Annotated in this window: 24 protein-coding genes; 5 read left to right on the top strand and 19 right to left on the bottom strand. The window is 38.6% G+C overall.

Features of this window, described 5'->3' with window-relative positions:
• The first annotated feature begins 26 nt into the window (after positions 1–26).
• Positions 27–554, top strand: coding sequence for a 5'(3')-deoxyribonucleotidase (locus R8P61_37130; protein MDW3652762.1), 528 nt, complete (start codon positions 27–29; stop codon positions 552–554).
• Between the two features lie 474 nt (positions 555–1,028).
• On the opposite strand, the gene R8P61_37125 is transcribed toward R8P61_37130, so the two are convergent.
• The 9 genes from R8P61_37125 to R8P61_37085 all read right to left on the bottom strand — a co-directional run bounded on the left by R8P61_37125 (position 1,029) and on the right by R8P61_37085 (position 7,972).
• Positions 1,029–1,523: a DUF4440 domain-containing protein gene (locus tag R8P61_37125; protein MDW3652761.1), complete on the bottom strand. Its 495-nt coding sequence runs from the start codon at positions 1,521–1,523 to the stop codon at positions 1,029–1,031.
• Positions 1,524–1,766: 243 nt separating this feature from the next.
• Complete coding sequence (locus R8P61_37120; GenBank protein ID MDW3652760.1) at positions 1,767–3,722, bottom strand: adenylate/guanylate cyclase domain-containing protein; 1,956 nt, start codon at positions 3,720–3,722, stop codon at positions 1,767–1,769.
• Between the two features lie 142 nt (positions 3,723–3,864).
• Positions 3,865–4,182, bottom strand: coding sequence for a hypothetical protein (locus R8P61_37115; protein ID MDW3652759.1), 318 nt, complete (start codon positions 4,180–4,182; stop codon positions 3,865–3,867).
• 81 nt (positions 4,183–4,263) lie between these two features.
• A complete protein-coding gene (locus R8P61_37110) occupies positions 4,264–4,428 on the bottom strand; it encodes a hypothetical protein (protein MDW3652758.1) in 165 nt (54 codons plus the stop codon).
• Between the two features lie 50 nt (positions 4,429–4,478).
• Complete coding sequence (locus R8P61_37105; protein ID MDW3652757.1) at positions 4,479–4,784, bottom strand: hypothetical protein; 306 nt, start codon at positions 4,782–4,784, stop codon at positions 4,479–4,481.
• 86 nt (positions 4,785–4,870) lie between these two features.
• On the bottom strand, positions 4,871–5,275 hold the full coding sequence (locus tag R8P61_37100) for a hypothetical protein (protein ID MDW3652756.1): 405 nt from the start codon (positions 5,273–5,275) through the stop codon (positions 4,871–4,873).
• 70 nt (positions 5,276–5,345) lie between these two features.
• Positions 5,346–6,515: a hypothetical protein gene (locus tag R8P61_37095; protein MDW3652755.1), complete on the bottom strand. Its 1,170-nt coding sequence runs from the start codon at positions 6,513–6,515 to the stop codon at positions 5,346–5,348.
• Between the two features lie 66 nt (positions 6,516–6,581).
• On the bottom strand, positions 6,582–7,310 hold the full coding sequence (locus tag R8P61_37090; GenBank protein ID MDW3652754.1) for an amino acid racemase: 729 nt from the start codon (positions 7,308–7,310) through the stop codon (positions 6,582–6,584).
• A gap of 203 nt (positions 7,311–7,513) precedes the next feature.
• Positions 7,514–7,972 (bottom strand): DinB family protein, encoded by a 459-nt coding sequence (locus R8P61_37085; GenBank protein ID MDW3652753.1) that lies wholly within the window; start codon positions 7,970–7,972, stop codon positions 7,514–7,516.
• Between the two features lie 163 nt (positions 7,973–8,135).
• Here R8P61_37085 and R8P61_37080 point away from each other — a divergent pair, with 163 nt between their 5' ends.
• Positions 8,136–8,471 (top strand): helix-turn-helix domain-containing protein, encoded by a 336-nt coding sequence (locus R8P61_37080; GenBank protein ID MDW3652752.1) that lies wholly within the window; start codon positions 8,136–8,138, stop codon positions 8,469–8,471.
• Between the two features lie 82 nt (positions 8,472–8,553).
• Here R8P61_37080 and R8P61_37075 read toward each other — a convergent pair whose 3' ends face one another.
• The 9 genes from R8P61_37075 to R8P61_37035 all read right to left on the bottom strand — a co-directional run bounded on the left by R8P61_37075 (position 8,554) and on the right by R8P61_37035 (position 19,273).
• Complete coding sequence (locus tag R8P61_37075; GenBank protein MDW3652751.1) at positions 8,554–9,198, bottom strand: SMI1/KNR4 family protein; 645 nt, start codon at positions 9,196–9,198, stop codon at positions 8,554–8,556.
• Between the two features lie 47 nt (positions 9,199–9,245).
• Entirely contained in the window at positions 9,246–10,184 is a 939-nt protein-coding gene (locus R8P61_37070) for a hypothetical protein (protein ID MDW3652750.1), read from the bottom strand.
• A gap of 90 nt (positions 10,185–10,274) precedes the next feature.
• On the bottom strand, positions 10,275–11,144 hold the full coding sequence (locus tag R8P61_37065) for a hypothetical protein (protein MDW3652749.1): 870 nt from the start codon (positions 11,142–11,144) through the stop codon (positions 10,275–10,277).
• 231 nt (positions 11,145–11,375) lie between these two features.
• Entirely contained in the window at positions 11,376–12,293 is a 918-nt protein-coding gene (locus tag R8P61_37060) for an aspartyl protease family protein (protein ID MDW3652748.1), read from the bottom strand.
• A gap of 98 nt (positions 12,294–12,391) precedes the next feature.
• A complete protein-coding gene (locus R8P61_37055) occupies positions 12,392–13,039 on the bottom strand; it encodes a DinB family protein (protein ID MDW3652747.1) in 648 nt (215 codons plus the stop codon).
• 126 nt (positions 13,040–13,165) lie between these two features.
• Entirely contained in the window at positions 13,166–13,816 is a 651-nt protein-coding gene (locus R8P61_37050) for a DUF6090 family protein (protein MDW3652746.1), read from the bottom strand.
• A gap of 53 nt (positions 13,817–13,869) precedes the next feature.
• Complete coding sequence (locus R8P61_37045) at positions 13,870–16,662, bottom strand: hypothetical protein (protein ID MDW3652745.1); 2,793 nt, start codon at positions 16,660–16,662, stop codon at positions 13,870–13,872.
• 170 nt (positions 16,663–16,832) lie between these two features.
• Positions 16,833–18,263: an SUMF1/EgtB/PvdO family nonheme iron enzyme gene (locus R8P61_37040; GenBank protein ID MDW3652744.1), complete on the bottom strand. Its 1,431-nt coding sequence runs from the start codon at positions 18,261–18,263 to the stop codon at positions 16,833–16,835.
• 179 nt (positions 18,264–18,442) lie between these two features.
• Entirely contained in the window at positions 18,443–19,273 is an 831-nt protein-coding gene (locus R8P61_37035; protein ID MDW3652743.1) for a DUF2306 domain-containing protein, read from the bottom strand.
• A gap of 297 nt (positions 19,274–19,570) precedes the next feature.
• On the opposite strand from R8P61_37035, the gene R8P61_37030 reads away from it, so the two are divergent.
• Together R8P61_37030 and R8P61_37025 are read left to right on the top strand one after the other, a co-directional pair.
• A complete protein-coding gene (locus R8P61_37030) occupies positions 19,571–20,716 on the top strand; it encodes a histidine kinase (protein MDW3652742.1) in 1,146 nt (381 codons plus the stop codon).
• An 11-nt stretch (positions 20,717–20,727) separates the two neighbouring features.
• Entirely contained in the window at positions 20,728–21,447 is a 720-nt protein-coding gene (locus R8P61_37025; protein ID MDW3652741.1) for a LytTR family DNA-binding domain-containing protein, read from the top strand.
• Here the strand turns inward: R8P61_37025 and R8P61_37020 are convergent.
• Positions 21,444–21,824: a helix-turn-helix domain-containing protein gene (locus R8P61_37020; protein MDW3652740.1), complete on the bottom strand. Its 381-nt coding sequence runs from the start codon at positions 21,822–21,824 to the stop codon at positions 21,444–21,446. The genes R8P61_37025 and R8P61_37020 overlap by 4 nt on opposite strands.
• A 97-nt stretch (positions 21,825–21,921) precedes the next feature.
• Between R8P61_37020 and R8P61_37015 the strand changes: the two genes are divergently transcribed.
• Entirely contained in the window at positions 21,922–22,287 is a 366-nt protein-coding gene (locus tag R8P61_37015; protein MDW3652739.1) for a DoxX family protein, read from the top strand.
• The last annotated feature ends 29 nt before the right edge of the window (positions 22,288–22,316 follow it).

The raw sequence follows: 22,316 nt of genomic DNA, 5'->3' as shown, positions 1-22,316 counted from the left end.
AAAAATTTTCACAATTGAATGAATCAATGATGAAGACTAAAAAAAGACTAATTGTAGATATGGACGGTGTATTGGCTGATATTTATTCTCAGTATATAAAGGAAGAGTTGCAAGAGACAGGAAACAAGATTGATCTACAGGATACTTGGGGAATATCAGAAGTGGAAGCATTTCCAAATAGTCGAAAACACCTTCTGATGAAAGGTTTTTTTAGAAATTCCCCGGTAATACCAGGAGCAGTCGAGGTATTAGAAAAGTTGGGCAAAAAGTTTGAAATATTTATTGTGTCTTCAGCTACCCAATTCCCAAATAGTCTCGGCGAAAAATATTACTGGCTTGAAGAACATTTTCCTTTCATTTCATGGCAACAAATCGTTTTATGTGGATCAAAAAGAGTTATTCAAGGAGATATAATGATCGATGATCATTTTAAGAATCTAGATGTTTTTGAAGGAAGAACCATTTTATTTACACAACCACATAATTTTAATGAAAATGGACATAAACATGAAAGAGTAAATGGTTGGAGTGAAATCTCTAATCTTCTTCTATAGTTAAATGTAATAGGAGGAAATTTCTGTTTATCAACTCCAATTTTAGACGTAAAAAAATAGGGGCTTATATTTTTCCCTCCGCTAAAGGGTAGCTAGACTTCGGACGACTGCTTTAGCTGCCGGCTGGGGTGTAGCTGATGTTATCGGTTTAAATTTCTCATTAGTAAGCGTTAACAAGATACTCCGCCCATGATATTGAAAGAATAATCCCAATGGTAACAATAATGGATATCATTGCTTTTTTAATACCCTTTTTATCTGTCCCTCTTATTCTATTAAAGATATGGATTATCATCAATGCAAATCCCATCCAGAATAAACCTGTTTTCAGCCTATACATTGCAGACATCTCGTATCCTACCAAGTTGAGTAAAGTATGAACAGTCGAAAGCAATAACATATGTTTTTATTCTCTTAAGCGATAACGCCAAACCTCAGCTATGAGCACAATACGGATTGTTGTCGGTTTGTTTTTTAATCTTTTTCATTAGCTTGATTAATCATATGGCTTATTATTTGCCATTCGTTTCCTATTTTTTGAAATACTCTTAGGTGATGTATGTGTCTGTCTTCCATTAAGCTTCCATCACTCCATTTTTGTCCCGTTCTTATATTTATTGAGCGTAGCAGCGCAATTTCATTACTAAGAAATTCAACAGCTTCGTTTTTGTAACTATCTTTTCCTTCCATAACAAAATCCATAGCGAATATTTCTTCCAGAAGTTCTTGTAATTCTTCTTTTGATTGAACTCTAGCACCGAAGGCATTTGTCCAATCTGTCTTTTCCGAATAATCCTTTATCGCCAGTTCAACATTTTTTGTTTCCCATCCAGAATTCCAATTTTCAATCGATTTCAGAATTTTTGCTGACTCAGCTTGTTTGTCAAACACCTCTGGCTCGTTTTTCTTATTCTCCGTACAAGAAATCAATGATATTGTTAGGATAAAGACTAGTAATATTTCTTTCATCTTCTTTATTTTTTATGACCGACAAGGGGCCCGTGTATATGGCGTTGTGAGCTTTTGCTCGCAATGAACTTCATACACATTGTTAGGTGGCGTATTCTTTTTTGATTTCTAATTTGTTTACAACTTTTGGTGAAATATACTCACCTATTAGTTCTTTATAATCATTAGAATTAAAGCTTCCAATACTTATATAAGAATGCTCTTCATATTTTATCGGTTAATCTTATTAATGTAGGGCGTTCCTTATTTTTTGAGTGAAATATTTCCAATAGGCAGATTCATTTTTTTTGCGATTTGAATAAAGCGTTGATCTTGCATAAAAGGAGCAAACTCCTTAGCAATAAATACATATGGCAGATCCTGATCATGCATTTGAAACGCTTGCTCAAGCCATTGAATAACTTTCTCATTTAAGCCTGCTTTAAGGTAAGCCAAGGCTACCCACACGGGTTGTACAAATTGCTTTTTGCTAAGTTCTTCTCTGGATTGAGCGAGCGCAAGCATCGCTTGGGAATAGTCTTTATTTGCATACCCTTCATCCAATGCCTGGCAAGCCTGCGGATCCGAATAATTGATTTTTTTCTGCATTTCGAAGGCATTGTCATACTCTTCGAACTCTACATAACAGCTTTCAAGGAACCTATAATTCAGGATGTTATTGGGATCAATCTGATGAGATTTATTGACTAAGCTAAATGCCCGTTGGGTGTCACCAGAATGAAAAAATACCACCCCTGCCAATGATTGAACCAATGGATTATTGGGGTCTAATTTCAGAGAAATATTCACCTCACTGATCGCTTCCTCAAAGCGGTTCAAAATCATAAGTAAATGACCATAATAAGCATGAGAAAGTGAATGGTTAGGATTTCCATCCAAAGATTTGATGAACTCAGCTTCACTTTTTTCCCAATCCCATTCTACCACATAACTCAAAATGGCATTCATATAATGGGATTCGGAAAAGTTGAAATTAAGCCTCAAAGCCTTCATGTTGTATTGATAGATTTTGGGCATAGCTTCAGGAGGAGCGATCAGGCCCATCTGCACTTGCCCGATCAGAGTATGAGCGATTGCAGCATAAGGGGGCGCAAAGGAGGGGTCTATAGCAATCGCCTTTTCAAAATATTCTTTAGCAATCTCAAAGTCTTTAGCTGATAGTTTTTCCCAGTGAAACATGCCCCTCAGATAAGTCTGGTATGCTTGTGGATCTACCTTGGGAGAGTGAGACAAACTTTCTGCTTCTTTAGGCGTAAGTACCAAATTGATCTTCTCTGAGATGGTTTTGGTAATTTCATTCAATAGAGAATAAATACTATCTAAAGACCGATCAAAAATGTCTGCCCATATATGATTTTCCTCTGGGAAAGCCCGGATCAACTGAACATTGAGTTGTATTTTGTCTTTGATTTTTGAAACCGAGGCTTCTACAATTGCATCCACATTTAGTTCTTTTGCAATATCTGGGATGGATTTATTCGAATTTTTATAGCGTAGTGTCGAGGTTTTGGAAATGACGCGCAATGAACTGATTTGAGATAATGCGGTAATAAGGTTATCATGTATACCTCCTACTAAATAGTCCTGATCCTTTTCTCCAGTGAAATTGTCAAATGGCAAGACCGCTAAAGATTCAATCTCCTTCTTTTGTGATGAGGCTTCCAGTTTACCTGAAAGCTGATCCGTTGAAGGAAGGAGCAATCCGGATGCAGATATAGCATAGATATTTCGGGGATGTGAATCATTTTTAAAATGATAGTTTCCCATAAGCTGACAGGGAATGTCGTCTTGGTTTTTGATTTCTTCCATTACTTTATTGGAAACCAAAACGGCTCCGGCAACCCCCAAGGATTCTACCCTAGCAGCTAAGTTTACGCTATTTCCAATAATATCCGTATCGCTGAGCAAAATATCTCCGAGATGAATGCCGATCCTGAGCGGAACTTCTGGCTCTTTTCGCAACTTCCGCTGAATTTCAATAGCACAACGAACAGCATCTACTGCACTCTCAAAAATACTTAATGTGCCATCTCCATAATATTGGATTATCCTACCCCGATAAGATTCATGAAAGGAATCAAACACTTCTCTATGTCGATTCCTGAGTTTGATCGCTGCTGATTCGCTGGTTTGCATTAACTTGGTATAACCAACAATATCTGTAAACATTATTGAGGCAAGTTTTCTGGTGTAGGACATAATTCATTCATTTTATTTTACACAGCCAAAGAATTTTTTTCTGTAAGATTATGACACCCAACGACAAGCTATCGGTAGTTTTTTGGGTTTAGGTGTTGGCTTCGAGCGAAATTAGCGGAAGCTGATGTTATGCTGTCGTGTATTATATTATGCTATTTAAATATTTTTCCAACATAGTGTATCCGTCTTCCCCGACATTGTTTTTATCATCCTCATTTTTTGGATTAAGCCCATTTTTCTTTTCCCATTTATCCGGCATTCCGTCATGATCGGTATCCTTTGGCGGTGGCATACTTTTCAACTCCGGCCAGCCAGCCACGTCTCTTTGTGTATCAATGATGCCAGTAATTTTTGAATCGTCAGTAACTTCTTTCTTGGTTTTGTATATCCCTTCATAGCTTGCTTTACTATTGCGAGCTTCTTCGATAATTTGTGAATCAACAGCATCGCGCTTTGGCAATGTTGCACCAGCATATTTGAGAACTGATTTTTAGGCTTTGTGGGTGATTCGTTTTTTTCCTTCATTCCAGATATTCATCTTCTATGTCCGTTTTATTAGGGTCAACATCTCTCTTTCGTAGGCTCCGTCTGTATGGTTATTATTCCACTCTGAAACCGTTAAGGCAATCATGACACCTATGATAATCAGGGAGATTTCCCCCAGGGCATAGAGGAGATATTTACCGGTCTTATTTTCAAAGAACATTTTTTTTCGGATGCGTCAAAAGAATTTGAGCATAGGTTTTGTTGTGAGTATTATATTTTTCTTGCTAAGTACTCTTGCAAGCAAGTAGAGCAAACAGCTTGTAAATCGCTAAATATCTTATTGAATTCCGAGGAATCCAGTTTCAATTTCGATACTTTTTCATGTCTATCTAATTGCGTTAAGATATTGGGATCTACTAAAAATGTCCCCTGGATATTTTCTTCTTTATTGTCTACCTCTACATATCTTATTTCACTTTCGTGACTGGGTTCAGCTCCTGCTATTTTTTTTTGATGGAACTTAGACACAAAACTTAGGACTTGAGTCCCGTGGCTTTTACAGACAATTTTTCCCATTATTTTTTTATTACTCACAGCGATCAGCTAAACTCTGCACCCAGCCTTAGCGAAGTATGTAGATTAGGTTTTGTTAGCATTCGTTTTCAATCCTCAAGTTCTTTAAATGTTTTGTCAACCTTCCAACCTGAGACCTTTCTGATTCTTTCAATCCTTTCGGCTAGCTCCTCATTATGACTGCATCGTTCTTTCTTGAATCCAATCCAGTTTGGGAAATACCTTTGTGCTAGTTTATATATTTGTTGGTAGAACTCATTTGGCTCATTGGAGTTGGTTATTAGCTTGGTCCTAAAATTTATCACGAACCTAAAAGCATTAGAAAGTTCCCATTCTAATTCCCTTAATCCTTCATCATCCCAAAAAACTCCATCCGCCAACACGTGATATTCCATTTTAGGATTTTTATGACTTGAAGATTCAGGGAGTGCGTTCCGATTTGAACGAAACAATGCTTCATAGTCATCTAGGAACTCTTTTTCTTTCTGATTCATTTTATGTATGCTAACGATATGACTACGCGCTGGTGCAGACACGATAGCAAGGCATAGCACGTAGTCAATGTTATCTCTCTTTTTTTTCCATACTTTTTTCAAAAACCCATCTTATCAACTCGATGAATTTTGCAAGTACATTTGGCTCTGAAAATAGCCCAAGATTAATACTCGGTCTTTTGAAGATCTTTTCATATCCAATATCAACTCCCTCAATTTCATTTAGCCTGTCAATCAATTCTTTCTGATTCTCCTCTAGATCGAAATGCCCGCGCCCTTTGAAGTATTGCAAGCTAATTTCTACTGAACCATTTGTCCAAAGGGCAATAGGGTAAATATTGATTCGATTACTATTTGGGAAATTAGCTTTCTTTACAGGAACCATCGAGTGGCCATATCCACTTACTATACCACTACCTCCAAACCAATAATAGTCTTTGTAGTCTTTAATCCCGTCTATGATTCTTTGGCCAATTTGGAGCAATGCTTTTCCTGAGTGGACCTGAAAGACCCTCCAATATTCATCTTCCGAAATCTCTGTTGAAACTGAACTTCTGATTCTTTTTGAAGCATCAGATTTCACAGATTTACCCAAGACTTTTGGTACTAATGTTTTCATTGTCTCATTCCGGTACTGCTTGATTTCTAACCCAAGTATTTCTGCTGGAGACATTTGCGAATTCAGAAACTCAATTATATTCTTTAATTCTTTGGGAATATTATCGGCAACAATTATCATTCTAATCTTCCCTGCTTTCAAATTTGTAGAAACTAATTCCCAATATTCTTCATAATCGAGTGTTCCCTCAACCAGTTCATTAATATTGTCGCTTGAATCTTCCTGATTTTCTTCACATGATTTTTCATAAATGGACATTAGCTTTTCTACTGACCAATATGAAACAGCATTTGCAGCATAATCCATGATTTGACCTATAACTTCTCGCCTGATTCTTGTATCCGAACTTCTTTTTACTTCTACCAGGGTTGGGATTCCTTCTTGATCTATGAATAAATGGTCTACTGCCCATCTATTCCCTTTTTCAGAATCATCAGGTATCCCAATCTCCCTGGAGATCAGTATCCACCTTCGGGGCTGAATTTCATCTATTTGACCTCCAGCTAATAATGAAGGGTATTTTTCAAGAAGAGATTGCAACAATTCCTCACTATCATAACCTGATTCGGTTAGCTCAGAGAGAGAGCCAGTCTCATTCAATATGAATATTTTGTCTTTCATATTTTAACTTAAGAGATAACGTCCTCGCCTAAACGCAGTTGCCAGCTTTTGTTAACAATTGCCGTTTTATGCTTTGTTGTAGCCTGTTTTTATTTTTTTTAAATCTTTTAAAATAAAATTTGCTCCTGCATTTGCATGTATCTCTGTTGTATTGAAAATCGGGATTTGCAAATCAGTTTCTTTTATCATTAATGGAAATTCTGTACATCCTAATATGACACCTTCTGCGCCAATCTTGACAAATGATTGAATAATGCTAATTACATAATCTTTAGATTGAGGGATGATATTTCCATATGTCAATTCTTCTTGAATTATTCGATGTAATTCATGTATGATATTATCCTTGTTTGGAGTAATTACCTCAATATTATTTGTTGTTATTCTTTTTGTAATAAAGTTCTCAACCATAGAATATTTAGTTCCCAAAAAACAAGCCTTTTTAATATTTTTTGATTTAAGAGATTCAGCAGTTGCATCTGCTATGTGTAGTATTGGAGTATCAATTGCTTGTTCGACAAGATGATAAACTTTGTGAGGTGTGTTAGCACAAAACATTAGCATATCTACACCAGCTTTTTCAAGACTTCTTGCGGCTTCAATGAGTAACTCAGCTATCCCTTCCCAATTGTTTTCTCTTTGTAATTGATGTATTAAAGATTGATTTAAAGTATACACTATTAAAGGAGGATTGGTGTTATCTTCAAAATAATCATTTACTTTTTGATTAATGTATCTATAATACTCAATTGTTGAATGCCATGATGTTCCCCCTATTAAACCGAGTGTTCTCATTTTTTCATTTTAATGGGCTAGAACGACTAGATATGCCTCGGACAGCTGTGCTTTGTTAGTCGTCGTTTTTAATTATCAATTGCAAACATAACATTTAGTTTATGAATCCTGGCGACCGGATGGAAGCCATGATTTCATATACATTCTTAGCAGCTGCTCTTTAAATCCTTCAATTTGCAAGTATACTCACATAAACTTCTGTATTATGCGGATATTGGCTTCAATAATTGATTTAGGTGTTGTTCAAAGTGTGCAACATAATCTTCCATCAAGTATCTCAAATCAGACATATTTCCTTTAGTATATAATTCAATTTTTGTAGCTAGTGTTTGTGTGTTTTGCAGAAGCATCAGCTTTTTTATTCGAATATTGATAGACAATAGTAAAGCTAAAAGTTCTTCTATTTCAGAATTTTGATAATCATTTACTTTCACTAGTTCAACTTGTTTCATTGGCCTAATCCTATACGGCTCTTTTTCAATTAGAACTGCTGTAAAACGCTTTGTATTGTTGATTCCCGAATCAATCAAATGGCCAATAATTTCTTTCTTCGACCATTTTTCAGAATTCGCTTTAAAGCTTAGTTCTGAATCAGAGGATTTAGCAATGTACTCCTTTATTATGTTCAAAAGTCCGTCTAATTTGCTTGCTGTTTCTCTCATTTTACCTTGTTTTTTCTTTTAAAATAGTGTTGGAAATCAATATGAAATATTGAACTATTATCCATGATATAAATCACTATAAATAGTATAGTAGCAATACTATTTAAAGTAGGCTATATTTGCAATAACGGTCAATAAGTATAGTTGGACTAATTATAGAAGTATGTACAATTTTAATGGAAAAGAATATCCTTGTTGTTCTAGTTTAACAATGGGCGTTATTGGTGGGAAGTGGAAAGCAGCTATCATATATTATTTGTTGGACGAAACCTTACGATACAATGAGCTAAGAAAGAAAATGCCAACAGTTACCGAGCGTACGCTAAGTTTACAGTTGAAATCATTAACAGAAGATGGAATAATTAAAAGAAAAGTCTTTTATTCAAAACCCCCACTGAAAGTTGAGTATTCTTTGACTGATTTTGGTAAAACATTAATCCCTTTAATTCAGCTTGTTGCTGAGTGGGGCGCTTTGGCTAATGTAAAGAAACGCTTTTAATTTTGTGCGATTTTTCAAGTTGCTGATAAGGGCTAGCTAAACGCTGTACGCGGCCTCAGCGGAGTATGGAGTTTAGGTTTTGTTAGCTTCCTTGTTTCTTTATTTCATTTATTGATTTATCAAGCCATTCTAGGTACCAACTATAGAAATCTAGTTTTTTTCCATTGTTATCCACAACAGGATTAATTCCATCATGATCAGCCCTTTGGTCAAACCATATTTTCCCTATATCATCACCTGTGACTATCAACAAGTATCTTAAAGCACAACCATATTCAGATATATATAAGCTTCCTGAGGTAAGTTCCTCTTTTCCATATTGTTGCCAAAATATTGTATCAAAAAACTCCGCGATTTCCTCGTCCTCATCACCTTTGAGTTTTTCAAACCGATCAAGAATTTTTTTACTCCAGTTCCATTTTCTATAGTGAGGAAACGCTAATTTTAGATTCTCAAACTTATTTTCAGGATTAAATTTCCCCAAATTCCTTGAGAGCGGATGAATACCATAATATGGCCCAGCACCTCCATTACCAATTTTATTTAGGAAGCGCTTATAATCTGTTGGTAATTTAACTTGATATTTTGTTTCGAACTCATCGAGTTGATCAAGAGTCATTGGTTCGTTAAAGGCATATTTATGATGAGAGGCTCCAAATATTTCATACTTGGAATCAAGAGTTTTTAGCTCTTTAAGTTTTTCTTTTATCTCATCAATTTTATCCATTTTTATTGAAAGGAACGACTAGCTTATGTTATCGGATTTTCTCTCTTTTAATTTCCTAGTGAGTCAGCCCATTTTATGAATCCTGGCTCGATTTCCTCCAGCTTTTCTAATAATTCTTGCGCTGTTGCAGGTTGGAAGGATGAATCGGATAGTTTTTCTTTTACAAGTCGAATAAAATTTAATCCCTTAGCAGCATATACCTCTCTTATTCGTTCTTGAAAAGCATTTTGAAACCATCCATAATTTTCGAACCCCACTCCAAAATATAACTTATTAAAAACATCTAGCGAAACATGAGTAGGCGTATAACCTTCAAACCCGGCATGTGTAAAAACATCCCAAATGCCTGCTAAGGAAGTATCGTTATTTTGCATATAGGCGTACCCAAAATAGGATGCCATAAATTCATCAAACCACTTCTGTCTGCCATTGATTCCCATAGCATCATTTTGAACATGGCCTATTTCATGTAATCCGATTAGATCAACCATACGATTCAATGCTGCGGCATAGTCCATTGCAAGGCTATTTAAAATTGATTTGGCTTCTTCCGAAATAGAACCTGAAAATGGAGCATACATATCTTTTACTGCCCCAGTCGATGTATCAGCTGGTAAGAATATGAGCCCGTTATTTACGAAAGGCAGTCCATATGGAATGCGAAGAGATAGTGTATTGTAATCATTGGTATCGAGCAAGGCGATTTTTACCTCTACTTCTATTCCAAGGCTATCTAAGTAGAATTTCCTGGCCCTTTCGATTTCCATACTTATCAGTTCAGCTCGATCTAAATATCCCTCAGAATAATAAGCAAGTTCTCCAATCTCTGTACTATCCAACTTAAGATTTTGTACTCTTTCTGCCAGGCTCAATTGCTTTTGCTCTGCTTGTGTAAAGGCTAGTATTGGAAGTAGGATAAATACGAATGTGAAGCCTAAAGCATTTGTTGATCCTCCAAAATGCCTGTTTGTTGCTTTTTTCATCATTTTTTATTTTTAATTGCCGATAACGAGCGGCTAAGCTTTCGTACGTAGCATTAGCGGAGTATGGAGCTTAGCTTGTGTTGTGTGCATTTTTCATATTCCTAACCAAAAATTATTTTGATCTTCAGCTAATTCCCTCTTTTTATACTGCTCGATTAATTCGTACAATTCATTATCTGTACAATCTTGATATTTTTCAGGGGGAATTATGTAAAAAGTTGGAACGTCAATTATATCTGCTTCATTGTATTCGTCATACCAATCAAAATTTGGATCAGTGCTAGTGATTCTTTCCGAATACTGGAAATGAATCCGGAACCATCTATAATTATAGAATGTATAGACAAAATCAATTTCATCCTCAACTTCTTCTTTATAAAAATATTTCAATGAAGCTTTATAAAGGGAAGGATAAGAATTTCCTCTCTCATGATGTCTTAATGCCATAGCTAGTATATCATACCTTATTTCAAACTTTATGATTAAGTATTGGAGATTCCCATATCCGTTTAAAAAATTTATTATTTCTCTTGAGATAGAAATAGAATTTTCAGCAAGCCTACAACAAAAGTGCTTAGTATAATATCTCAAAACGTTCAACTTATCCTCTAGATAATCGTTTCCAAATATTAATTTGAAGTCAATGGTCTCATTTTCAATTATCTGGTTTGTATTAGTTTCAACCCAATTGATGAATTTGTCATATGCTAAGTCTAATGATTGACTTCTTTCGTTGTTACATTTTTTACATAAAACAGGCTTAAATTTAATTTCCTTTGAATTTGGACCTTGAATATTTCGATAACCTCCTTTAGTTAAAGCTTTTATTGGTTGATCTACTTCTGGATATGGTGGATTCCCGAAAACTCTTTTAAAATCTGTTTTCTTATGTGTATGTTCTCGGGAATCAGCCTTTGATCCACACCACCAACATATATTTTTATACTCAGTTTTTTGTATCAAAATATTTAAGAGTTGACATTTTTTTATTGCACCCAACATTAGCATAAACGAAGTTATTTCGTTTATCTCTTATTATCCTCTTCTCCCAGGCTCTCAGAGCCGATTTCTCCCGCTAAGCCGAAACTCACAAAGCTGCCGATTACACAAAAAAAGATAATTTTTTGAAAGCCAGGCATGGTGTCTCTGCTTCCTTTCAATATCGCCAAAACCGACCAGACAAAAAAGCAAGGATCACTCCCGATACGCCAATTTTATATTCGCATTGGGTTTTACAAAAAGTCGCTCTTCTTTGAGGTCAAATATCCAATTGAAGCGCTTGAGTAAATCCCCTCCCATGACGCTGATTTTCTGCCTGCCCAATGCTCCGGAGAAAAAACCGACCGGGACCTGATCAAAATGAATGCTCCCCATTTCAAAAGCAGGCATGAGTGCCTTGAGGGTCTTGAGCTCATTGCCATAGGAGTCTTTGAGGATTTTCTCATCGATGATCTCCAGACGGCTATCCAATTTGTTTTTCTGAGCGAAGGCATCATCGAGTAGGAGGGAACCCGCATAGCCGGAATGGATCAGAAAAGAATTCCCAAAGCTTTCTTCCCCCAATTGCATGCTCCCTTTCAAAAACCTCATTCCCGAATTGATCTCTAGCGCTAATTCTTCAAAGCCTTTATCCAATTCCGGCATTTCCGGATGAACCACCAGATAGTTCTGCTCATAATTGATTTCCAGAATTTGTCCTTTGAAAAAATCCAGTCCGATCTTCCCATCCGTTTCCTGGCCGGAATGTTTATTCTCCCAAATCAATACATCTTCCCAGTTTTGATTGCCTATTTTCAAATCGTTTCCTGAACTTCTTCTGCTAGTCCCTTTTCCGCCCCAGCTATTCACACTATCCGGATTGCCATATGTGACACTTTTTAGTCGATCCCTGACCGCTTCAATCAAGGTCATATCATTGGCAGCCGTATGAAACATAAGATCGAGGCTATCTAGCTCATTGAGGACCGCTTCCAATACAATATTGTTGTAGGAGGTCAGACGAAAAGATATCGTATCTGGAGGTGAAGGAGAAACAGCTAAAAGCTCTTGAGCATACAATTTTGGAGAAATCAGGAAGAGGAGGGAAGCATAAAATGCAAAAATAGACTTCATAGTTTGATGAATTGGGAAAACAAGCAAACACAAGAAAGAAGAAATAAGGAGTAAAAAAAATATCCCCCGGAATTTCAAATTTTCGGGGGATGGATTTCTTATTTCGGCATGCGCTTTTTGATAAACTTTATCTGGCCATTGTGATTGGATTCATGCTCGCAAACATGGAACCATTTGCAGTAATTATTGGTAGGTTTATTTTCAAAGAAAGGCTCCGATTGCATCAGCCAATCATCGTCTCTTTTGGCAAATTCTGCTTTGGTGATGTCCCTAACTTCCTTCAATTTGTCCAGGTAAAAACGGATGTCCTGGCCTTTGATTTTATTCCGCGCACCTGCACCTAAATTCATGGCTGGATCCCATTCTTTTTTGATCTCTTTGTCCCAACTTCCCCAGGACATACCTTCAAAGGTATTGAGTTGGTAGTAGCGCTCGGTAGCAGCCAGATGCATCAACATCGCGCCGATGGAATTGGATTCTTCGTCTATCTGAAAATCGAGCTGTTCCTGTGTCAGGTTCTGAACCCCCTGGACAATCCAGGTCCGCATCATGACCATGGTAGAAAGCAAGGTGCCAATTTGAGGAGAGTAGCCTTTTTTTGGACCTATGATATAAATGCCTTCTTCAGCAGGAACTTCCCTTGTGTCTGCCAGGCTGATCATTTGACTGCCGAGTAGTCCACCGGCCAATAAAGTAGATTTCTGAAAGAAAGCCCTTCTGCTTTCCTGATTTTTGAGTTTGTCCATGTAATTATGAAGCTTAAGTGTATAGATCAAAGAAATGCAATACAGAGAAAGACCTTCTCCAAATATTTTTCTTTATCCTCGTGTACGTTTAGGCATAGATATAGTTAATTCCTGCATACCAAAGGATTATGGATTTTGATATGCTTCGATTTGCTGAATGAGGGCCTCTGCAGAATGGGCAATTTCCTGGTATTGGATTATTTTGTTTTGAATGAGACTTTGGTAAATGAGGATGCTATTGGCAAAGGCTTTGTCTCGGGCGATATCCTTTGATTCTACATCCATGAGGTCGGTATGATTGATCATCCAGGGGATGATTTGATTCATGAAGAAATCTATTTGATTTTTTCCTCTTTCTATGGATTCGGAAGAAAGTACATCATAATACCGACTGAGGTTTTTCCGAAGCTCAAGGTCTTCTATGAGTCCCATTTTTCCGGAAGAAACTACAGAAAGATAAGTAGTATTCTGAGGGCTGTAGTTATTGGCTTCAAAGACTACAGATATTTGTTCCTCTACACTATCTTCATTATAGGTCTGTAAACTTTCCAGCAACTTAGCCATAGACTCTGCCTGCTGGGTATGAAAGGGAATTTGACCTTTCGAATACTCACCCAGGTCATTCTCAAGTTCAGTTCGAAAGGATACCAGAATATTATCGAGTTCCTTTTCCTCTTTTTTGTCTTCGGCTACCGAACTGATATAAAAGGCTAGAAGGACTCCAAGGATAACCCCGAGGAAATTCAGGATCTGGTCAGGCCAGTTAATATTTTTCATGTGTTGCGTCATGGAGAAAGGGGATGAATACTAAATATAATATTCATCTGGCCTTAATCCTCGTATTTTTCCAGCAGAGTTTCCGGGAAAAAAAGGTAGATAATTGCATTTCGTTCGCCCTCTGAAGCAATATCCTTAACCGCACCCTCTAATTGGATGGGTTTTAGCTTCCTGGAATAGACTGAAATCATTTCCTTTAGATACCTTCCCCTCAAATCTGGTAAATGGGTATTGTTGAAACTGCTTTGGGGAATTTCCTTTTTGGTGGAATTAGGAGAAAATGTCTCCTTATCTGCTTTTGAAGGCAAAACCTGAACTTCTGTGTACATATAACGCTCATCCAGCTTTCCCCTAAAGGTATTCTGGCCAACAATATCTGCACTTCCCTGTACAAATAATTTGACCTGATCAGCATCTCCTTTTTTCATATAGTGCAAAGCTTCCGTTACGAAAGCGACAATAGTTGATCCATAAGTTTCTCTAAACTCGGTTTTATCCATATAGTATTGCCCGGCTTTGAAAAGGAGCTTCACGTTTTTCTCGGCATCCTTCAGCTTTATGGCAAAGTATTTCCCTTTAAATCCTTCTACAACTTCATCATCCGGGTGGAAAACTGCATCCCAATATGGCCTTTTTACCTCAAAACTTTCTGCCCATTCTTCTACACTGACAGCTTCCAATTTCACCTCATTGCCAAATTCTTCTTGTATGGCTTTTTCTTCTTCTTTGAGAAGCAGGTCCTGTTTTTCCTCTGCATCAATCTGATCCGAAAGTTCCTGGTTCTTTTCACCCAATTTATTGGCATCTTTTCCCAGGGTATCCAACTCTTTTTGTAGGTCCTCTATCTGCTGTTTAAGGTCTGCCTGCTCATTCTCAAGATCAGTGATTCCCTTTTTCTCTTCCTCATTATTGGGACATTTCTCTTTTTGATCGAATAGGCCGTACTTATTCAAATAAGCGTTTACCAGTTGATCAATCTCATCTACCTTATCAAGGGGCTGGTTTAGATTGCCGATCAGGCCTTTTTTATCTTGTATCAGTTTCTCTAATTCTTGCTGAAGTCCTGCGAGATTTGTGCTCTTTCCTTTGAGTTTGTCTTCCAGGCCGGCTATCAATTTATCCACTACTCCCAATCGCGCTCCCAGTTTATCCTTCTTATTCTTGGCTTTATTTCCTTCTCCTTTGATGGCTTCTCGAATGGCTATCAATTGATTGACTTTATCGAGGTAGGGAATTTTATTTTTAAGCGTATTAGCCTTGGCTTTGATCTTATCTTGCAGGTTCTTCAAGCCGGATAGCTTTCCCAGGAGATTATTGGGCCCGGATAAGAGACCCTTGACTTTTTGTTTGAATCCATTTTGGGCTTTTTTGAGGGGATCGATTTGTTGGATTAAAGCATTGAGTCCAATTTCGCAATCGTCCATTTCTTTTTTCCAGGATTCATCTTTGTCGAGCTTATTCAATTGATCTTTAAGCTGCGAAATCTTTTCCCGGATGGGACTGAGTTTATCAACTTCTGCCTGGAGGCTTTGGCTGTCATTTTGCAATTGCTGGGCTTTCTGCTCAAACTCCTCCAGTTTTTTCTCCAACTCATTTAATTTATCCCCCAGTCCTGTTTGATCTTTGAGCAAATCAGTCAAAGAACCTAGCAGATCATTTTTTGCCTGATCGGTATCCGTGGCCTTCTTTGATAAATTTCGGGCGGCATTGCTGAGATTGTTTGCCTGCTTTTTGAGCTCGTCCAGATTTTCACCCGGTTTGTTCAGGAGGTCTTCAATCGCCTTTTTCTGATTCAGGAGATCATTGAGCTGTTTCTTCAATTGATCAGGGAGTGCATTTTGTTTATCCAGCAAGCTTTTCGCCAAATCTCCTTTTTTCCCCAGCGCCTCCAACAAATTTTTGAGTTCATCGGGCTTAATGGGCAATTTTGAGAGATTATTGCTCAAAAGATCTGTTGCACTTTGTAGATTTTTCAGTTTGTCTAGCAAATTGGGATCGGCCAGATTGCCCAAAGCTGAACTCATATTCCCTTGCAGCTTTTTTAAATCACCCAACTTGGAAAGCAGGTTCCCAGGTTTTGGCAACAAATTTCCCAAAAGAGAAGTAAGTTCTCCTTGTTTTTTCTTAAAATTTCCTAAAAGAGATTTTCCCTTATTAAATCCCGGAAGCAAGCCGGAGAGGGTATTTTGAAGATTGGACCCCAAAGGCAAATTCTTAAGTTGTTCTTCGATGCCTTTCTTCTTCTCTTCTGCATCTGAGAGCATTTTGAGTTTGCCATCCTTGTCAAAATAGTCCAGCGCTTCTCCAATTTTTTGATATACCTTAGATAAATCAGCTGTCTGTGGCCCTCCTTGCTGATTGAGATTGTCTAGCTGTTTGTTGCATTGTTTTTTCATTTGCCCTTCCAGGTAAATGGCCCTTCGACTTGCTTCAAAGCCCTTTTTCTTAAAGGCTCTGCTATCGCTTACTTCCTGGTCGATAAACTTCTTGAATTCGTGATTCTGAGAATATTCATGGGCAAAACGAGCTTCCAGCTGATAGTGGCGCATACAATTTTCGCCTCCCAGGGTCCAATCAGCATATTTTTTCTGCCAGACGGGATTTTGATCATAGCTTTTCCTGAGCGCTTCAAACTTTTGGTAGGCCGCTTTGAAAGTGGCAGCTCTCTGGGTAAACTTAGCTGGATCAGGACTTGTACTTCCTTCTATAACTATATCTAATAATTCTTTGGGACAATCCCCCGTACTACAAAGATTGGGTGATTGTGCGGAGAGATTCAGGCTGAAAAAATACAGACATAGGCCTGAAATGATGGCTCTTGTCAGCCAGACGTTAGATAAGTTCATAGGATAGGCATTATGAAAGCAATTTAGCAGCTTTGATCGGAACTTTCATAATTCCCGGAAATTTGAATTTTTTAAACAGAAACATAGTTGGAGAAAATCCAGCCAGGGAAGAGGAAAAGCAGAAATCCCCTCCCGCTATAAAACTACAGAACTATAAGGCATTCAGCCTTCTACCGATCCGCGCTTCTTCCCGCCCGATATCCATAGGCAATACTTCTGGGCCCACCGGACCAGGCCCCATAATAGCGATACCCAATAGGGGAGTGGGGATTGAAATCAGAATAACTGGTTCCGATCTGGTAATAGCCTCCTCCTCTATATCCAAAGCCCCCGACTTCATTATCGCTTTTGGGCCAATCCTCATTGGTGGCTTCTCCAAAGTTGAGTTTGCCATCTCCATGAGTACCTGTAAAGGCTCTACCTATGGGATTCCCAAGCGTGATAACCTTTTCCCATACACTTCCACTCAAATCCATCACCCAATAGTAACTGGCTCCATATACAGGAAGATTATTGTCATGTAATTGAGATTCATCTACTCCATTTGCCCATCCCAGTTCCAAATCCGGGGAAACATATCTTTCCAGATCTGCATAGGTATTTGTTCCCCAGACAAATTCTGCCTCTATGGGTTTGCGAGGACCCCGACTGGCTTTGGTATATTCCAATTCGGTGATAGGACGCAAAGCCGCCCAATCGGTGAAGGCCAGGCCATCGCTAAAACTCACATAATTCATCGGACGATTCGGGCTTTCAGCTACATATTTTCCTTCCTTCAATCTTATGCTCCCTCTATTTGTATAGTAGTCCTTTCCACCGATGGGCGAACGATCAAAAGTCCATCCGCTAGGCAGACTATTGAGGAAGGCAGCATATTGCCCTTGATTCAATTCGTATTTCATGATGTAAAAAGCCTCAAAGCCCTTGGGAAATTCTGCGGGTATAGGCCCCTTTTGATCCCCATTGTAGAGATCGGTTTCAGACCAGTAGTAGAGATTCCCTTTTTGAGGACCGACTTGAATCTCTGCTTCAGAAGTAATTTGGTAAAGCCCATCAGCTTCACCATTCGCATCGCTTTTGTATAAACTGGCCCGTGTAATAGCTGCTTCATCCGGACTGCCGAGTGTAAAGGGCCCTTGCGGAATATAAACCATCTCTATTCCATGTACTTTCAAATCGTTGAGTTGACGAAAGCCAATGTTCCGACCTGTTGTATCTAATAAAACCTGAAGTTTGTAGTTCAAACTCCCTCTGCAAGCCGTGGGAGGAATGATAAAAAAGCCCATCCCGTCATCAGCTACCTCCAGGGTAGGATTTCCGGATTGAGGAGATCTATTTTTTAATAATTGATGCCCCGTCGGTAAAATTTTCACATGATTGTTATAGGGCGTATTGTATTTCAGGAAGACCCAGACAGCATCGTGATTTTTGGCATTGTTCCAGGCATTGTCCCAGCGAATGTCGAAAATGACACTCATGGGGCTGGACAAGACATCGTCTCGATTGACTGATCTAACATTTTCTATGGTGAGTCCACTTGCCGAGACCGCGTAGCAGCTAAACGCAAGCAGGAGGCTTGATAGGAGTTTTATTGTTCGCATAAACTCAAATTAGGCAGACTCTCCTGCCACAACAAGGCATCAAATCGAGAATTTTGGCAGGTATATAGATTTATCAAAGGCCAAATTGCCGCAAATGATGATCCTTGTGCTTGTATTGACCGATTGTTGTATTCGGTAAAGCAAAATTGGAGGGACTGATTATTATCAGTCCCTATTTCTCAACCCATTTCAGGAATCCAGAAGATTTGTGTTGCCATAAATATTCCCAAGGCAGTTATCAGGCTCAAGAGAATCATAAGTGCTGTCATGCTAAATTTTGCCTGCACTTGCTTGCTTCTTTCTGCGAGGAAAAATAATTCTGCAATGGCTAGTGGAACAAGTGAATGTCCATAAGCCAGGAAAAAGTCAAAAGGGCCGTCAAAGTTTTCTGTATGTCCGGGCGCACCTTGATTGATAAAAATCCAAAAGGCAAAACCTACCCGGAAAAACCAGACTCCGCTAACCATCAGGAAAGTTCGGATGGCCCATTTTCTATGGTCAGCAAATTGCTTCTTTCGGGCAGTCAGGAAAGCCATAACAGAAAATGTCATGATGAGAGAGGCATTCAGCATATTTCCACCCATCATTCCTATTCCTCCGATCACCCCTCTCGATAAAATAAGGTATAAGCCATCCAGGCTGATCAGGAGTGCGATAAGAATATATATTTTACCATTCCATCTATGAAAGGCGCGATACTTTTTGCGAAATTTTGGGAAGAACTGCAAGGGACCCCCAAGCGTTATCATAAAAGCCAGGATGAGATGCATGAAGAGGAAGAGATTGCCCAGAAAGTCATTCTCTATGATTCCCTTAAAAAGGTGTTCATTCCAGGATTCATAGTTTCCGTTTACGCTGGTTCTCCCATAAAACCCCAGGATATAGAGGGCGAAGAACCATTGTCCTGCGAGGGCGATGAGGAACCATACGCTTGCCGAACGATCGAGGGCTTTTCGGGCTTTTGCTTCCAAAGAAGCTGATTGTAAGCTAATTTCTTTTTGTGATTGCATGTCAATGTATTTTTTCTACTGTTCCGAAATTGAAGCTTTGATTCAGAGAGGAGAAATTTCATTGACGACTTTAGCCAGGGAGTTGACAAGAGGCTTAAAGGAGTGCGGATTTGGATAGATAGCTTCCTTTTTATTGAAAAAGAGCCGATATCCCTTGAAAGCTTCCTTTCATCAACTTTCTCCTACCTGCTATCAATTTTATTGGGAATCCTGGCCGGGAAGATTTTTTTTGTCTAAATCAGAAAAGGAGACAACCCTTTCCCCCTGACTTCCCTCTATCTTGATAATATCCCGGATATGAATAACGCACAGAACATAGACTGGAACCAGAGCTGGTTTGTCAAGTATAAACTCTACCACTTTCTCTTTTGGGCTGTCTACCATTTTACCTGGGGGCTCACACAATTTACCTTCGAAGAATGTATTGAGATGCTTTTCCATTCTCCTCGCTGGATGGTTTATATCTCCTATGTGCTAATAACCAGTCTGGGGGTACTCTTTTGTATTTATGTGCTTTGGCCTCGTTTCTTGGAAAGAGGAAAACCCATTCTGTTTTTGCTATCCCTTTTTCTGACGATGATTGTATGCAGCCAAATTCTGGTTTCTGCTTATTATATGGCTGCTTTCGTTTCAGGGGAAAGTCTGGACTTTTTCTGCTATGAGCCCACAGCACGGCCTAATTTTTTCTACTTTATCACCACCCATACCTTTCCCTCCTGTGCGGCAAGTCTGATGTTGGGAATCTGCATCAAGCTGGGTAAAAGTTGGTTGCAATCCCGAAAAAGTCAGCAAATACTGGAAAAGGAGAAACTGGAAGTAGAACTCGACTTTCTCCGAAATCAATTTAATCCTCACTTTCTCTTCAATACCATCAATAGCATCTTCTTTTTGATCAATAAAAACCCAAAAGAAGCCTCCAATGCTCTGGCTCAGTTTTCTGATCTTCTCCGCTACCAATTGTATGAATGCAATGTTCCCCTCATTCACCTAAGCAGAGAGATCAGTTATTTGAGGAATTTTGTGGCCCTGGAAAAACTGCGAAAGAATAAAGACTTTCAACTAAAACTGGAGCTCAACTATTCTCCTGAAAATGCCTTTGGGATTTCTTCTTTTGTTCTCATTGCCTTTGTGGAAAATGCGTTTAAGCATGTATCTAAATCCGCGGAAGAATTGAATTGGGTCTCTATTTGTTTATTTGTGGACGAAAGGGGAAAGCTGGAATTTGTGGTAAAAAATAGCAAAGAGGAAGGAGAGGAGGAAAGGGCTGCGGTTGGAGGCATTGGCTTGCAAAATGTGAAGAGACGCCTTGAACTGGTCTATCCAGGCAAATATGAATTAGAAATTCATGAATCAGGAGATAGATATGAAATCCGACTGGAACTTGAACTTGAAGAACTAAAATCCGAAGAAGTATTTCTGCAGCCATTACCTGCAATTCAATAAATCGAGCAATCATGATAAGATCCGTAATCGTTGATGATGAACCCCTTGCCAGAGAAGGACTTGCCAATTATGTTCGGGAAGTGGATTTCCTGGATTTGCGAGGCGTTTGCGAACATCCCCTCGAACTCATGGAACTTATGGACCGTGAGCAAGTGGACCTGATCTTTCTGGATATCCAAATGCCAAAAATGAGTGGGATCGATTTCCTGAAGATTAGTTCTAATCCGCCTATGGTGATCCTGACAACAGCCTATCCGAGCTATGCTTTGGAAGGATTTCGCCTCAATGTGCTCGATTATTTGCTCAAGCCTATCACTTTTGATCGATTCCTTCAGGCAGCGAGCAAAGCAAAGGCTCAGTTCAAATATCTTCAGCAGGAGCAGGATCCTCCTGCAAAAACAAAAGATGATCACTTTTTTGTGAAGTGCAATCAGAAATACGAGAAGATTTTTTTCGAGGATATCCTATTTATCCAGGGCATGCAAAATTATGTGAGCATTCACACCCTCAAAGGTAAATACATGACTTTGCTGACCTTAAAGGACATTTTACAAAAGTTGGAAGGCCAGGCTTTTATGCGGGTTCACAAATCCTACATCATTGCGACCTCCAAGATAGAATCCGTAGAAAGCCATGAGCTGATCATCAATGCTATTCCGATTCCCCTTAGCCGAAACTACCGAGATGAATTATTGGAAAGGGTAGTGGAGAAGAAACTTTGGAAGCGTTAAACGGGACTCTTTACTTCTTCAGACATAATCTTTTCGCGATGCTTCCTTCCCCATTGAAGCAAAGCTTCAATGACGAGCTCGCTTGACTTGCCGTATTCTGTGATTCTATACTTCACCTTTACAGGGCGAGTGTCTAAAACTATTCTTTCCACCATCAGATTAGTCTCCAATTCTTTGAGCTCTTTGGAAAGCATCTTGGGAGTGATATCCATGACCATGCGCTCCAATTCTTTAAAGCCGCTTTCCCCTACATATAATAAGGCAGAGATAATGGGGATTTTCCATTTCCCACTAAATATTGCAAGGGAATCGCGTATGGGTAGGAGAAAGTCATTGCATTCTGTCTTATCCCATACTTCTTTTTTTTCATTTTCCATGCTATACTCTAGTATACTACTATCTTTTGTATATCTGCTTTCAAAAGTAAAGCTTATGCTCTACATTAGCAAGAAATAATCACAATAGGATTTAGAAATGAAAAATCGAAACGTATTAATCTACCGCATATCCACCGGACTGTTGACGCTTATGATGCTGTTCTCGGCGAGTATGTATTTTTTTAATCATGAAATGGTAAGCGAAACCTTTAGCCGATTGGGGTATCCAACCTTCATCATTTACCCTCTAGCCATCGCCAAAATTTTAGGACTGATTGCTATTTGGACGAAAAAGTCGGAAACCTTGAAGGAGTGGGCGTATGCAGGCTTCTTTTTTGATTTTATTCTGGCAGGATCGGGCCATATTGTAGCTAAAGATGGAGAATTTGCGGGTGCATTACTGGCCCTTGTCTTATTGATCATTTCTTATGTTTACGAGAAAAAATCAGCGACAGAAGTCTGATTCCCAAACTCCAGGAAATATAAAAAGGG

The sequence above is a fragment of the Bacteroidia bacterium genome (genome assembly GCA_033391075.1).
Lineage (GTDB): Bacteria > Bacteroidota > Bacteroidia > J057 > J057 > JAWPMV01.
Note: the sequence above shows the minus strand (reverse complement) of the source record. Positions and strands in the feature narration are given on the sequence as shown.